This is a genomic window from Streptomyces sp. NPDC111507 (assembly GCF_055638955.1).
Window position 1 is genome coordinate 116,926 of the sequence record NZ_JBVKBU010000022.1, and the last position, 15,250, is coordinate 132,175.

General features: G+C 70.1%; 9 protein-coding genes. 5 read left to right on the plus strand and 4 right to left on the minus strand.

Annotated features, from left to right (window positions below; genetic code table 11):
- Positions 1–24 precede the first annotated feature (24 nt).
- From ACZ7M2_RS46960 to eccE, 4 genes are all read right to left on the minus strand, one after another.
- Positions 25–1,896 carry an ABC transporter substrate-binding protein gene (locus ACZ7M2_RS46960; protein ID WP_471600491.1) on the minus strand — a complete coding sequence of 624 codons (1,872 nt, stop codon included), beginning with the start codon at positions 1,894–1,896 and terminating at the stop codon, positions 25–27.
- 357 nt (positions 1,897–2,253) lie between these two features.
- Positions 2,254–5,505: an SCO5717 family growth-regulating ATPase gene (locus tag ACZ7M2_RS46965; protein WP_471600492.1), complete on the minus strand. Its 3,252-nt coding sequence runs from the start codon at positions 5,503–5,505 to the stop codon at positions 2,254–2,256.
- Positions 5,506–5,863: 358 nt separating this feature from the next.
- Positions 5,864–6,730: a hypothetical protein gene (locus ACZ7M2_RS46970; RefSeq protein WP_471600493.1), complete on the minus strand. Its 867-nt coding sequence runs from the start codon at positions 6,728–6,730 to the stop codon at positions 5,864–5,866.
- Positions 6,730–8,058, minus strand: coding sequence for a type VII secretion protein EccE (gene eccE, locus ACZ7M2_RS46975; RefSeq protein WP_082417217.1), 1,329 nt, complete (start codon positions 8,056–8,058; stop codon positions 6,730–6,732). Before eccE ends, ACZ7M2_RS46970 begins: the two co-directional genes overlap by 1 nt.
- 197 nt (positions 8,059–8,255) lie before the next feature.
- Here eccE and eccB point away from each other — a divergent pair, with 197 nt between their 5' ends.
- The 5 genes from eccB (at position 8,256) to ACZ7M2_RS47000 (ending at position 15,211) form a co-directional block, all read left to right on the plus strand.
- Positions 8,256–9,785 carry a type VII secretion protein EccB gene (gene eccB, locus ACZ7M2_RS46980; protein ID WP_471600494.1) on the plus strand — a complete coding sequence of 510 codons (1,530 nt, stop codon included), beginning with the start codon at positions 8,256–8,258 and terminating at the stop codon, positions 9,783–9,785.
- A 53-nt stretch (positions 9,786–9,838) separates the two neighbouring features.
- A complete protein-coding gene (gene mycP / locus ACZ7M2_RS46985) occupies positions 9,839–11,053 on the plus strand; it encodes a type VII secretion-associated serine protease mycosin (RefSeq protein ID WP_471600495.1) in 1,215 nt (404 codons plus the stop codon).
- 114 nt (positions 11,054–11,167) lie between these two features.
- Complete coding sequence (locus ACZ7M2_RS46990; protein WP_471600496.1) at positions 11,168–12,631, plus strand: outer membrane protein assembly factor BamB family protein; 1,464 nt, start codon at positions 11,168–11,170, stop codon at positions 12,629–12,631.
- Positions 12,632–12,929: 298 nt separating this feature from the next.
- Entirely contained in the window at positions 12,930–13,400 is a 471-nt protein-coding gene (locus tag ACZ7M2_RS46995; RefSeq protein ID WP_471600497.1) for a hypothetical protein, read from the plus strand.
- Positions 13,400–15,211: a WXG100 family type VII secretion target gene (locus tag ACZ7M2_RS47000; protein ID WP_471600498.1), complete on the plus strand. Its 1,812-nt coding sequence runs from the start codon at positions 13,400–13,402 to the stop codon at positions 15,209–15,211. Before ACZ7M2_RS46995 ends, ACZ7M2_RS47000 begins: the two co-directional genes overlap by 1 nt.
- The last annotated feature ends 39 nt before the right edge of the window (positions 15,212–15,250 follow it).

Genomic DNA, 15,250 nt, shown 5'->3' on the forward strand with positions numbered 1-15,250 from the left:
TACGGGGACGGCGGACGGGGAGGTCTACTCGCGGTCCTCGGCCGTGGCGCGGCGTCGCATCGCGAAGAACGCCCCGACGCCCACGAGAACGACGACGCCCGCGACGATGCCGATGATGACGCCCGTCGAGCTCGAACCGTCGGAGGACGCACCGGAGGCGTCGGCCGGAACCGCCGACCACCAGCTCCAGTAACCGTCCTGGCCGTAGATGTTGCCCGCGGCCCTGGGCATCGTCTCGATCGACTTGATCTGGTCGGTGCGGTAGGCCTCGACCGCGTTCGGGTACGCCATGACGTTCATGTACCCGGTGTCGTAGAGCCGCGACTCCATCTGTTTGACGAGGTCCGCCCGCTTGGCGGTGTCGTACTCGGCCAGCTGCTGGTCGTACAGCTCGTCGTACTTCTTGTCGCAGATGAAGTTGTCCGTCGCGCCCGTGTCCTTGGGGGTGGCGGGCAGCGCCCCGCAGGTGTGGATGGACAGCACGAAGTCCGGGTCCGGGTTGACGGACCAGCCGTCGAACGCCAGGTCGTACTTGCCGGCCAGCCAGGGGTCGGTCACGTTGTCGAGGCAGTTGAGAGTGACGCCGATGCCGAGCTTGCCGAACCACTCCTTCACGTACTGCCCGACCGCCTTGTCGTTCGGGTCGGTGGCGTGGCAGAGGATTCGGTAGTCGATCGGCTTGCCGTTCTTCTCGACGCGCTTGCCGTCGGCGTTCTTCTTGTAGCCCGCCGCGTCGAGGAGCTGGGCCGCCTTGGCCGGGTCGTACACGAGCTCCTGGCTCGCCGACGGCTTCCAGTAGTACGTGGAGAAGCGCGGCGGGATGTATCCCTCGCCCTCGACGGCGTGGCCCTGGAAGACCTTGTCGATGATGGTCTTCCGGTCGATCGCCATGAAGAGCGCCTGGCGCACCTTCTGGTTCAGCAGCGACTCGGCGCCGTCACCGAAGTGCTTGCCGTCCTTGGACTGGGCGCCGGGGTTGGTGGCGAGGGCGTAGAAGCGACGGCCCGGAGCGTCGTTGACCTTGATGTTCGGCTCGCCCTTGAGGGACGCCGCCTGGGCCGGGGTCAGCGCGGGGGAGCCCGCGACGAAGGAGACCTCGCCCTTGCGCAGGGCGGCCACCGCGGCGTCCTGGTCCTTGAAGTACTTGAAGACCAGCTCGTCGAACTTGGGGGCGCCGCGCCAGAAGGTCTTGTTCGGCTTCAGCCGTACATAGCTGTCGGGCTTGTAGTCGGTCAGGACGAACGGCCCGTTGCCGACGATCGGGAAGCTCTGGTCGTTGTTGAACTTCGAGAAGTCCTTGACCTTCTCCCAGATGTGCTGGGGGACGATCGGCACATCGAGCGCGCCCATCGTGGCCTGCGGCTTCTTCAGCTCGATGACGAGCTGGGTGGGGCTCGGGGCGGTGACCTTCCTGAAGTTGGTGACGAAACTGCCGTTGGCGGTGGCCGCGCCCTGGTCCGTCATCATCTTGTTGAACGTCCACGCCGCGTCCGCGGCGGTGGCCTGCCGGCCGTCCGACCACTTGGAGTTCGAGCGGATCGTGTAGGTCCAGGTGAGCTTGTCGGCGGACGGCTCCCACTTGGTGGCAAGGCCCGGGACGGTGTGGTTGTCCGCGGGGTCGTAGCTGGTCAGGTACTCGTACATGAGCCGGTGGATGCTCGTACTGAGCAGGCGCGAGGCCAGGAAGGGGCTCAGCGAGTCGACGCTCTGCGCGACCGCGACGGTGAGGACCTTCTTGCCCTCCTTGGCCTGCTGGCTCCCCTTGGCCTGGGCCTGTTGCGGGGCCGGGTTGAGCGGGGTCGCGAGACCGGCGGTGAGGGTGAGCGCGGCGGCGGCTGCGGCGGCGAGGAGCCGGGGGCGCAGACGTCCTCTGTTGGGCTGATCGTGTCTGTTCATGGGTCGGTGACCTCGCGTCATCGCTCGCACAGGGATGGCTGGTTGACCTACTGGATCAGGGTGATCGGGGGACGCCGGCGGGATTGATGTGTGTGTCTATCAGCGGCGGTCTCGGCGCGTCAACGGCGCGTGAACCCCGTGTGGCCTGCGGAAATAACGAGTTGGCGCGGATTTTTCGCTCATTGGTTCAGACCGGTGAAGCCCTCCTGGCCAGGGGGTGACGCCCTGTTTCGTGCCTGGACACGCGAAGGCCCGCACCCTGGGGGCAGGGCGCGGGCCTCGGCGAGAAACGGTGCCCGTGAAGGGCCCGATCGGGTTATTGATGGCTGGTTGTCGACGTCCGGCGTCGATGTCCGGTTACTGCTGTGGGGGTGCGGGCGGGGGAGGGGTCTGAGGGGGCTGGCCCTGGTACGGCGGATAGGGCTGCCCCATCTGACCCGGCTGACCGGGCTGACCCGGCTGACCGGGCTGGCCCGGGTGGAACTGCGGGCCCGGCTGCGGAGGCTGGGGAGGCCCCGGATAGTGCTGGCCGGGCTGCGGGGGCCCGGCATACGGCTGGCCCGGCTGCTGGGGATGGGGCTGCTGACCCGGCATCGGTGCTCCTGGCACCCCCGGCACGCCCTGGCCCTGCGGGTAGGGGTACTGACCCGGCATCGGCGGGGCGGCCACCGGCGGCGGGTTGCCGTCGTTCGTCCACAGCCCGTGCGACTGCTGGTGGCGCAGGATGTCCTCGGCGACCATCGCGGACAGGTTGAAGTACGCCTCCCGCACCTTGGGCCGCATCATGTCGAGGTCGACCTCGGCGCCCGCGGCCAGATGCTCGTCGAACGGCACGACCACGACACCGCGGCAGCGCGTCTCGAAGTGGCTGACAATGTCCTCCACCTTGATCATCTTGCCGGTCTCGCGCACCCCGGAGATGACGGTGAGGGACCGCGAGACCAGATCCGCGTACCCGTGCGCCGACAGCCAGTCCAGTGTCGTACTGGCACTGCTGGCACCGTCGACGGACGGCGTGGAGATGATGATGAGCTGGTCGGCGAGGTCGAGCACCCCGCGCATGGCGCTGTACAGCAGACCGGTGCCCGAGTCGGTCAGGATGATCGGGTACTGCTTGCCCAGCACGTCGATCGCGCGCCGGTAGTCCTCGTCGTTGAAGGTCGTGGAGACGGCCGGGTCGACGTCGTTGGCGATGATCTCCAGACCGGAGGCGGCCTGCGAGGTGAACCGCCTGATGTCCATGTACGAGTTCAGGTACGGGATCGCCTGCACGAGGTCGCGGATGGTGGCCCCGGTCTCGCGGCGCACCCGGCGCCCGAGCGTGCCCGCGTCCGGGTTGGCGTCGATCGCCAGGATCTTGTCCTGCCGCTCGGTGGCCAGCGTGGAGCCGAGCGCGGTGGTGGTCGTCGTCTTGCCGACACCGCCCTTGAGGCTGATGACGGCGATCCGGTAGCACGACAGCACCGGCGTCCGGATCAGCTCCAACTTCCGCTGCCGCTCGGCCTCTTCCTTCTTCCCACCGAGCTTGAACCGCGAGGAGCCGCCGGAGGGGCGACCGCTCTTGGCCTTCTGCTTCTTGTTGTTGAGCAGCCGGTCGGAGGACAACTCCACCGCGGCCGTGTACCCGAGCGGGGCGGCGGCCGGGTTGGTGGGCTGACGCTGGTCGTGCTGGATGGGCTGCGGCCAAGCCGCTCCGGTACGGGGGTCCACCGGCGGCTGGGGCTGCGCCTGCTGCGCGTCCGGCTGCGGTCCCGGGTGGGGCTGCTGCGGGAAGCCGTAGCCGCCCTCCTGGGGAGCGTTGGGAGCCGGGGGCTGGGGGAAGCCGTAGCCCGACTGCGGGCCGGGGGCCTGCGGTGCGGGGGGCTGGGGCGCGTTGGCCTGCGGTGGGGTCTGCTGTGGAGCGGGCGCGCCCGTCTGCGGGAAGCCGTAGCCGCTCTGCTGCGGTCCCGGCTGGGGCGGGATGGGGGCGCTCGGCTGCGGGAACCCGTAACCGGTCGGCGGGGCCGGGGGGTTGGGCGCGGCGGGAGCCGGAATCCCGGGGTGCGGGAAGCCGTAACCGTCCTGCGGTGCGGGCGGCGTGGGTACGGGAGCGTCGGCGACCGGAGGGGCCGCGGGGCCCGGCGCGGGCGGTGTGCCCTGCGGATGCCACGCGGCGGGCGCGGGCTGCGGAGCCTGCGGCTGGAACGGCGGCTGCGGCTGGGCGACCGGCTGCTGCGGCGGGACCGTCGGCTGAGCCGTCGGCTGGGCGGGCGGCGGCCCCGGGTAGGGCTGCTGCTGGGGCTGCTGATGGGGGAAGCCGTAGCCACCCTGCTGGGGCGGCAGGGGCGGCTGTCCCTGTGCGGCGGTCGGCTGCGGTGGGATGGTCGGCTGTCCCTGCGCGGCCGAGGGCTGCGGCGGGACGGGTACCTGGCCCTGGGCGGGCGTCGGTTGCGGCTGCTGAGGGGGCCCGGGCTGCGGTGGCACGACCGGCTGGGGGGAGGGCCACTGGGCCGCCGGGGCCGGGGCTGCGGGCTGGTAGGCGGGCGGCAGCGGCGGTAGTCCGCCCTGCGGCATCGGCGGGGGAGCCCAGGCGGGAGTGGCCGTCCGCGCGTCCTGCGGTACGTCGGTCCCGGCGTCCGGCGAGGTGTCCGGCGCGATGTTCTGGGGCCAGTCGTCGAAGTCATCGGGTTCGTGCGCTGCCGCGTCCTGGGACACGGGGGCGTCGGGAGCCGTCGTGGCGGCAACGGACCGCTCTCCCTCCGCGTCGGCGGCATCCTCAGCGCTCTCGATGTCGCCGGCAGGGGTACCCGCGGGCTCCTCGAAGCCACCATCGGCTGCGGCTGCGGCTGCGGCTGTGGCGTCCTCGGAGTCGTCGTCGCCCGCGTCGGCCGGCACCTGCGACGCCTCGACCTCGCCGTGCGGGCCGCCTTCACCATCGGTCGGGTCCGTCACGTCGGCCCCGACGTCCGCGGGCTCCTGTCCGTGTCCCGCGGCGGAGTGGGCGGCGTCGGTGCCGTCGCCCGCAGCCGCGGCGCCGGCGCCGTCGTGCTCGCTCGTGCCCGCGTTCGCGTCTTCCGTCGGCGAGGGCGCTTCCCCGCCTGCCGCGGCCTCACCGGAGGCCTCGGCGGACTGCTGCTCCCCGGCCGGCACGGCGGGCGCGCTCAGCTCGAAGTCACCGCCGGTCTCTTCCTCGCCGTCCGGTCCGTCACCGGCCGGCGCGCCCTCGGCGACAGCGGCGTCCCCGGCCGGGCCTGTGGATGTTTCCTCGGCGGCTCGGGCCGCGGCCTCCCGCTCCGCGAACTCACGCTTGAGCGCGGCGGCGGAGAACCGCATGGTCGCGCCGCTCTCGATGTCACCGTTCCCGGGACCCGCCTCGTCGGCCGGTGCGGTCGGCGGAACGTGCGCGGCCGGGTCGAACGACACCGGCGGAGCGGACGGCGCGGGGGGAGCCGGGGGAGGTGGGGTCGGCGAGGCCTGGGCCGAATGGCCCGACGCGTTCTGCGTGTACCAGGCGGGCGGCGCGTAGTCGATGGTGAACTCGCCCGTCGCCTCGACGGCGGACTCCGCGTCGGACTGGTCATCGCCGGGTGTGGCCCAGCCCCCGCGGATCCCGTCCCGATCGCTGTTCACAATTCCTCCTGGTGTGGTCAAGCACCCTCAATGCCGTGCTGGCGCGACCGTTCGCTTCGCGTCTGTCTTCGCGTCTCTTCGTGCGAAGCGCGGGCGGGTCCGTCGACGAGTGGGTCGAGGGATACGGGTCGCGCCCGGTCCCAGCCTAATCACCACGAGCGCCACGACGGCAGGCCCGTCCGCCCCTCCGCACGGGTCCGCTCCGTCACACCTTGCCCAGAAGCGGAGTTCGCACGCGTCAAGGGAGTTAACAAACCGGGCAATCGTGGTGAACAAGCCGGGCACGACAAGGGGGAAATCATTCCCAAAGGTCCAATTACGGACCGATGTTGAGTCGGCGATGCCCGGGGACGCCCGGTCAGTCCATCCTGCGCGGCGTACCGAACAATCCGGTCTCGGCGTCCGTGGGCTGAGTCATCACGTACTGCCGGTCGCGGTCGGCGCACCAGAGCGTGACCCCGTCGGCGAGCGTGGGCAGTGAGTCCACATCGCCTCGGGGCAGGGTCAACGCCCGGCCGATTTCGGCGGCTTCGTCCGGCGAGACCCGCTGTACGCCGACGAGCCGCGCCTGCCGCAGCAACCGGGGGGCCACCGGGCTGAGATAGGGCAACAGCGTCAGCACCGACTGCCAGGGCCCGGAGACCACACGCCCGCGCGGCGGCCGCATCCCGCAGTCACGCACCACCAGCACCGGGTTGCCGGCCGAGGAGCCCTGCGGCGGTACCCGCCCCACGTCGTGCACGCTCATGCCGTTCTGCCCGCCGCCCATGGCGTGCACCATCTGCATCCAGGCCGGCGCGCGCCCCGTCTCCACGGCCACGCGCGCCCCGGTGGCCGCCGCTCGCAGCGCGAGCACCTGCGCGGTCCAGAGACCGCCGATCAGGACGACGTCGTACGCCGTCGGCCGGTTGAGACCCAGCACGGCGGGCTGCCCCTCGGCGTCCACCCCGATGACGACCCCGTCGTCCCCGATGGGCAGCGCGAGCGAGTCGATCTGCTCCACGGACAGCGAGTGCCGTCCGTGCCGAGGCCCGAGCAGCCCGAACCCGCTGCGCAGACGCCCACGCCCCGGCTCCGGGACGGGGGAGCCGGCCGATCCGGCCCCCGAAGCTCCACGAGCTCCCGGATCCCCCGAAGCGCCGTACGGGCCCGAAGCCCCGAACCCACCCGGATTCCCGCTCCCGTACGCCCCCGAGGCGGTGGCTCCACCTGTGGTCATGGCCATCAGCGAACACCCCCGAGAGGCAGCGTGGCGAGCACACCGGGCAGTTGCTCGCGATCGAGCCGGGCCAGCCCCGTGCCGGCCTGGCGGGCGGCGTGCTCCAACGAGCGGCGCGCCGCGACCAGTTCGTCGTCGCTGCGACCGGTCACCCGCATGTGCCCGCACAGCGACACCTCTTGGCGCTCTCCGCGCCGCAGCGTCAGACTGAAGGTGGTGGCCAGTGCGGGCACGGCCGTGAGCAGCGCGACGAGTTGCGGCAGGGAGGGCCCGCCGCCACCGCCCAGTTGGGGCCAGCGCCGCACCCAGTACGTCGTGTGTCTGCGGTTGTCGCAGCGCCAGCTGCGGCCGGACTCCTCGGTCCGCCGCGCGGGCAGGTCGGTGCGTCCCGCCTCAGCCGTCACCAGAGGGTTGGCGCACGCCGAGGTCGCCACCGCGGCCGTCAACTCCTCCTCATTGAGCACCGTGGTACGAAAACCCGCCCCCGTGAGCCGACTTGCGAGGTGGTCCGCGGCGCGCACGACGCACTTCTGCGCGCCGACGAGTCCACCCCCGCGCGCGGCCACCGCCTCCGGGCACAGCTCCGGATCGAGCTTCAACGCGATCCAGGTGATGCGCACGGCGGGTGCACCGGTCTGCTCCTGGAGCGGCGCGTAGTTGCTGACGGCCACGGACTGCTGTGGCAGGTGCAGCGCGGGCGCGGGCTGCGTGTGCAGCACGATCTGCGCCGACTCCAGATGGATGTCGTCCACGTCCAGCGTGTCCCGCACCAGCCCCAGGGGGAGCGGCTGCCGGCTCCGCTCGGCGCGCAGCGCGGTCGCGTCGGCCTCCACCTGAAGGACGGCGGTCACGAACGTACCGTCCCCGATCACGCCGACGGGCCGTCGGTCCCGCGCGCTGTACGCCGAGGTCCGCAGGCCCGGATCGCACTCCACGGCCGGGGCGAGACCGGGCTCCGTCCCGGGCGGTATCGGCGTACTCGCGGCGCGGCGCTGCCGCGCCCGCAACGCCCGTGCCGTGGCGAGCCATTCGGGCAACGAGCGGCCCCGGCGTCGCACGAAGGCGAGGAGGACGAGTGCGACCGCGACGACAGCGGCCGGCATCAGCGCGAACGGACCGACGATCCACCCGACGAGCAGCGCGGCGGCGGCGATTTCCAACAGAACGATCCGTTGCAACCGGAACGACCCCGACTGCCCGGGACGCACCTTGAGATGCAGCGCCCCCGTCTGTCCCTGCGCCCGCGCGGGCGGCGCGGACCGCTGCGACCGGGGTGCCGAGGAGCCCTGCTCCCGCGACCGGTCACGCGACCGGAACCGCGTTCCGGAAGCCATCACTGCATCCCCCCGTTTTCCTCACAACTCATTGGAACAACGCCACCACACAGGGCCCTTGAAGGCCCCGATACCCTACCCGCTCCACAAGACCGATCCCTTACCAGGCATAGTAGGGGGCCGGTCTGACAACGGAGGGCGGGGGACGGTGTACCCCCCAACGCCGCCAGGCGATACACGGGGAGAAACAGGCACACATGGCATCTCGGCGGGACCAGCTCAACGCCTACACCTTCGCGAAGCGACGCATGCTCGCGTCCTTCGTCCAGTCGTCTCCCGACGGTTCGGAGGAAGGGGCGCCGCGCCCGTTGCGTGCCGTGCTGCCGGGCACCCTCGTCGGCGTGATCATCATGGCCGCGTTCGGGGCGTGGGGGATGTTCAAACCGACCGCGCCGCAAGGCTGGAACGCCGTCGGCGAAAAGGTGATCATCGCCAGCAAGTCCACCACCCGTTACGTGGTCCTCAAGACCGACGGCAAGGTCCAACTGCACCCGGTCCTCAACATGGCGTCCGCGAAGCTCCTGCTCAAGACGGGCAAGGGTGACGTCGTCACCGTCGACGAGTCCATCCTCGACAGGGGCACCATTCCGCGCGGGGTCACCATCGGCATCCCCTACGCCCCCGACCGGCTTCCCGCCGCGTCCGAGGCGGGCTCCGCGAAGCGCTGGGCCGTCTGCGAACGCCCGAGCGCGGGCGGCAGGTCCATCCAGAAGGCCGCGTTCGTCCTGGCCTCACGCGACATGGGCAAGACCGAAGGCAGCAAGCAGAAGCTGGGGGGCGGCGAACTGCTGTACGTCGTGGGCCCGGACAAGACCCGCTACATCGTCGACGCGAGCGGAACGTCGTACGAGGTCGACAAGAACGACGAGTTGCTGCTGCGCACCCTTGTCGGCTCCGGCCGCGAACCACAGCGGGTGTCCAAGGAGTGGCTGGAGACCCTGCACCCGGGCGACCCCATCACCTTCCCGAAGGTCGAGGGACAGATCGGCACCGCCGCCGGTGTCCAGGGCAGCCTGTCCACCGAAGCGAACAAGGTCGGCATGGTGCTCAAGGCGCCCAACGGCGCGACCGAGCAGTACTACCTCGTCGAGCAGGGCAAGGTGGCTCCCGTCTCGGACTTCACCGCCAAGCTGCTTCTGAACAGCAGCGCCCTGGTCGGCCTCGGCCAGGCCGGCACGGCTCTCGACGTCAGCGCCGGAGCCTTCGTGCCCAGTACGGCCGGGTTCGCCGCGGACCATACCTGGCCGAGCCGCATGCCCGTTCCCGTCAACGAGGCGGACGCGTCGGACGGGCACCGCAACACCGTCTGCAACGTCCTGCGCGACGTCGACAAGGGCAAGGGCGGGACGACGCTCAGCACTTGGGCGGGGACGGATTTCCCGGCCACCCTCCCGACCGGGTCCTCCAGCGCGTACGTCACGCCTGGCTCCGGGCAGCTCTACCGCCAGTTCCAGGGCGAGGAGACCGCGGCGGGCGGTGTTTTCCTGGTCACCGACACCGGACTGCGCTATGCGATGCAGTCCAACGACGACAGCGCCACGAACGACGCGGGCATCGGCACCACGGCCAAGGAGCGCAAGCAACTCGAGCAGGAGGCCCATCTGGCCCAGATCAGCCTGGGCTACTCCGACGTGGACCCGGCGCCCATCCCTGCCGCCTGGTCCAAGTTCCTGCCCACGGGCCCCCGTCTGTCGACTTCGGCGGCACGCCAGCCGCAGGGCTCGTAAGGGGGGCCATGTCGTACGCACCGGCCGCAAGGCCTCTTCGTAGCGCGGTCGTCATGGCCGCGACGCTGCTCGCTTCCACTGCCGGCGTCGCCCTCGCACCGCTCGCGGCCGCGGACACCTCCACGGACCAGTGCACCTTCCCGAACAAGAAGTACGCGGGCCGCCCTTGGGCGCTGCAACGTGTCCTGCTGGACGAACTGTGGAGCCAGTCAAAAGGCAAGGGCGTACGGGTGGCGGTGATCGACACGGGTGTGGATGTGAAGAACCCACAGCTCACTCACGCCGTGGACACGGCGGCCGGTCTCAACCTCCTCCCGAAGAATCTGAAGGACGACAACGGGGACCCGATCGCACGCGGCAAGGAGAACGGCACGACGGACACCGTCGGCCATGGCACGCGCGTGGCGGGCATCATCGCGGCCCGGCCCCTCTCCGGCACCGGATTCGTGGGCCTGGCTCCCGAGTCGACGATCATCCCCATCCAGCAGAACGACGCCGAGGGCCATGGCACGGCGGAGACGCTGGCCAGGGCCATCCGGGAAGCGATCCGGGCCAAGGCGAACGTCATCAACATCTCCCAGGACACCTCGAACGCGGTGAAACCGGCCTCGGACCTGAAACGGGCGGTGGACGAGGCGCTGGCCGCCGGCATCGTGGTCGTGGCCTCGGCGGGCAACGACGGCCTGGGCGGCAACGACAAGGACACCTATCCGGCCTCGTACCCCGGCGTCCTGGCGGTCGCCGCCTCGGACCGCAACAACGAACGCGCCTCCTTCTCGCAGTCCGGCGACTTCGTGGACGTGGCGGCCCCCGGCGTGGACATGATCTCCACCGTTCCCGACGGCGGCCACTGCTCCGACAACGGGACCAGCTTCTCGGCCCCGTACGTCGCCGGAGTCGCCGCTCTGATCAAGGCGAAGCACCACGACTGGACCCAGCAGCAGATCGTGGCCCAGATCGAACAGACCGCCGAACGCTCGGTGGCGGGCCATGACCGTCTGGTCGGCTGGGGAGTGGTCGACCCGGTCCGCGCGCTGACGGAGGACGACCATCCCATCGAGTCCCCCGACCCTCACGAGGGCCTCTCGAAGGCCGAGGCCCCGACCCCGGCAAAACTGCAACTGGGCGAAACCCCGGACGAACGGAACGCTCGACTGGCTACGTATGTGGCGGTGGGGGCGGCGGTCTTGCTGGCGGGGCTCAGCGGGACGGCGGTGGCGGTGCGGGACGCGCGGCGCAGGAAGCGGCGGGTGGCGGGGGCGGAGTGACGGCCTGGAACATGGCTGTTCTCGACATCTCCGTTGCCTGGTCGCTGACTTGACAGACATGTATCGCGGTCATCGAAAGGACCTTTCCGCGTGAGCTTCGGCCCACCTCCTTCCATGTACACACAGTCCGCTCTGACAGCGGACGGCATACAAAAGAAGCGCCGCCTGAAACTGTTCGGTGGCGTGGCATCCCTCCTGATCGTCGCGCTGTGCGTGGGCAGTTGGCTCTTCTGGCGCGGTGACGACTCGGCCGTGGCAGCCGCCAGGCAGGCGGTCCCCGCGGAACAAGGTCCCCTGGACATCAGGGAGACGGTCGAGCAGCGACCCGCGAATGTAGCTGGACGCATGGCCTTCAGGTTCTCCGCCGACGACATGCAGGCCGGCGAGTCGCACGAGATGCCGGGCATGTGGGCGACGGACAAGATCCTTGCCAAAGGCATCAACAGAACCCTCGTGGGTTTCAAGATCGGTGCGGATGCCCGCGCGGGCGACGAAGTCTGGAGCATCAGGTTCGCCGGACCGATCTGCGGCACGACGCGTCATGTGACTGCGGGGGACCGCACGGCAGTCCTCTTCCGGTCCGGTACCGGCAGCGACGCGGTGTGCGACCGTGTGGCCTTCGTCGGCCTCGACACGGGCAAGAAGCTCTGGGAGGCCCGGTTCTCCACGCAGAAGGCAGCCTCCGCGGACGCCACTCCGAGTGTGACCATGTCGCGAGCGACGGTGGCCGTGGCGTGGGGCGCAGGCACGGGGGCGTACGACATGGACCAGGGGAAGAGCCTCTGGACGACCACCCCCGCTGATGGGTGCAGGGACAGGGGACTGGCCGGCGGGCGCGCCCTGCTCGTCCGGACCGACTGCTTCGACGCGAAGACCATCACCACCACCTATCGGATCCGGAAGGTCGACCCCCGTACAGGCAAGGTGAGTTGGACGTACCAGGTCGCCAAGGGCGTCAAGGACGTCAACCTGGTGTCCGCCGAACCCGCCGTCCTCGCCGTGGCGGCCGGCGACGTCGAGATCACCGACCTGATCTCCCTCGACGAACATGGCAAGTACCGCGCCACGATTCGCGTCGAAGGTGGCCACTACGTCGCCAAGTGTGTCGATGAAGTGGACTACGGGGCGGTGGACGACTGCCCGTCGATGGTGGTCGGAGACGGCCAGGTCTTCCTGATGAGCAGGGAGGACCCCGATGGAACCATCGTGAACAACTCCAACTGGATCATCGGATTCGATCTGGCGACGGGGAAGACGGTCAAGAAGTTCGAGTCGGGCAAGGACCAACTGCTGTATCCCCTGCGGATGAGCGGCGATCAGCTCCTCGCCCTCCGCGAGAGCAGCGATCACATCGCGCCCATGGCACTCGTCAGCCTGAACCCGCGGACCGGCAAGGAGACCCCGTACCTCTACTTCGATCTGCCCTCCGAAGCCTGGACGCTCACGGACCAGGAACTGAACGACATCGTCGTGCAGAACGGACGGATCTTCTTCGGCACGAAGCAGGCGAACGGGCCGACCAATGCCAAGGAGAAGGTCTGGGAGTGGCTGGTCCTCGGGGTGGGGAGCGCCGGATAGGTCGTCAGGCGGCAGCTGTCTCTTGTGAGTTCGCAATGGCTACACAGCAACGCCGAATGAGTAGGAGTACTCAGGTCTGTCGCGCTGTGGGCCACGTAGTGTCGAGTGGCGGCACGGGCCCAGGCGAGCGCGAGGGCGCGGTGAAGAAGCGGTGAAGCTTCGCTGGGCGGTAGCACAGCTGTTGCATATAGCAGTTGGGACTGTCATAGGAAGCGACTAGAGTGATGTCGTTGCGGATATGAACGCTTGAGGGGTGCAGTCGCCCGGAGCGGGCGACAAAACGGGGAGGGAAGGCGTCATGCTTCCTGCGGACATGACAGGTGGGGCGTCGCCCAGCACAGCTGCGGACCTGAAGGTCGGCGCCGGCGTGCTGATGACGTTCAAGCAGCGCATCGACAAGCTCTTGTCCGAGTTCGAGGACTCGGCGGGCAGCGCTTCCAAGGTGGGTGCGCACCGCGTCTCGCGGACCTCCCTCAGTGGGCACGGCACCCCTTTCCATGAGGCGGACGCCCTGTTCGCTCAGTACGAGCAGGTTCACGAGCACATCACGCAGCTCTCCAAGACGCTGGGTCTCCAGATCGAGGCCATGGGCATCGCGACGCAGGGCGCGCAGAACGGTTTCGAGAGCCTCGACGATGACCAGCGACGCCGTTTCTGGGAGATCCAGGTCGAGACCGACCGCCTGTACAGCGAAGCCCGGCAGGAGAAGTCCGGCGAGGGTGAGAAGAAGCTGAGCGACGCCAAGAAGTCCACGAAGGGACTCCAGTAGTGAGCGGGGACGACAAGGCGCCGAAGGAGCTCACTGACGAGCAGCGCGTCGACGCTCAGGTCGGCCAGGTCGACGCGGTGTCCGGGGTGTCGAACGTGATGCACGACGCGTTCGGATTCAGGCGCGTCCGCCTGCTGACGTACGGGAAGGTCACGGACTTCGAGGACCACAAGCTCAACGCCATGATCGACCTGGTCCATCAGGCGAACCCCGCCGATCTGGAGCATGCCGGCGAGACGTTGGCGAAGGCGAGCAAGGCGATCAGCGACGCCGCCGTGGAGCTCAGGCGTCACCTCAAGCACGCGGGTGAGGACTGGCAGGGCGTGGCCGGCGAGGCGTTCCAGAAGTGGGGAGAGAAGCTCGCCACGCACACCGAGGGCCTGGCCACGTACGCCGACGGTGCCGGGGTGCAGGTCGCGGCTGCCGCGACGGGGCTCGCATCCGTGCGCAGCTCCCTGCCGCCCCGGGACCCCCGCCCTGCCGCCGACCAGAAGAAGCCGGGGCAGCTCCCGGTACTCCAGCAGTTCGAGGGCAACAAGCAGTACGGCGAGGCGGTCCAGGTCGAGAAGGACCGGCAAGAGGCGATCAACCAGATGAATCGCCTCGCCTCCTTCTATTCGGTGTCCGGGTCCCAACTGGCGAACCTGGAGAAGCAGGCGCCGCCGGCATTTGAGGCGATGCCGGATGTGGGCATGCCGCCGGCGTCCGAGGCACCGAGCGGAGGTACCCATGGTTCCACGCACCACTCCAACCTGAGCTCAGTCCACCCAACGGTTGCCGTCGCGAGCGAAGCCAGCCATGCGTCCCACAGCGATTCCGGGAACGGCCGACTTCCCTCTACGCATCCGGCCGTGGACACGAACGTCGATCTGCATCGCCCCCCCACTGTCGGTACGGAGATCAACAGCGTTGGTACGCTGCCGCCGGAAACCACGAAGCCGGCGCCCACGTTCCCCCCTTCCACGGCAACGGGACCCGGCGCACCCTCTGGGGGAATGCTTCCCCCCTTGGGGACGGGCGCGGTACCTCCTGCCTTCGGAGGGCCGGTCGGGCGCGCTGTCGGACTTGGTGGAGGAGCAGGCGGCAGGACACCGGGCTCGGCTCAAGGGCGGGTCACCACCTCTGAGGGAACCGCTGCCGGAGGCCGCACAGGACGCGGCCCCGCGGGACCGATCGGCCGCGCTTCCGCGGTTGGCCAGCAGGCTGCCCGTGGGCCCGCGTCCGCGACGGGCAGGTCACCCATGGCGCGCGGCGTCACCGGTGGCATGCCCAGAAACGCGGGCACGACGAGTTCACGCACCGGCGGTGCGCCTGGCGGGCGAGTCGGCGGCGTTCCCGGTCAACCTGCGGCACGGACCGGCCCGGGAGCCACGGGTGCTGCGCGCACGGGCGGCGTGGTCGGTGGCAGGCCCGCTTCTGAAGCCGGCCCGCGTGCGACGGGCGCCAGGGTTCCGCGTGGCACGGTCATCGGCGGCGAGGGTGCGACCGGCGCTCGTGCGACGGGTGAAAAGCCGGGGCAGCGCGGGGTGATCGGTGCGAAGAGCCCGGCGCCGGGCACGGCGCAGGGACAGTCTCAGCGCCGCTCTCCAGGTAATGCGGACGGTGTGGTCGGTGCGCCCGCGGGGCGGACCGGCGCCAGGGGCAACGGAGCCGCGTCTGGCGGCTCTGGTCTGGCGTCCGGCTCTGCGGAGGCCCACAGCTCCGATCGTGCCGCCGGCGGGAGAACGCAGCGTCAACAGCGCCCTGCCGAGGAGAAGAAGCGTGCGCGTGACGATGCGCGCCGGGGCGATACGCCGTCGGCGACCGACTGACCGAAACGACCGAGGACGTACACAAGCATGAAGTCAGGG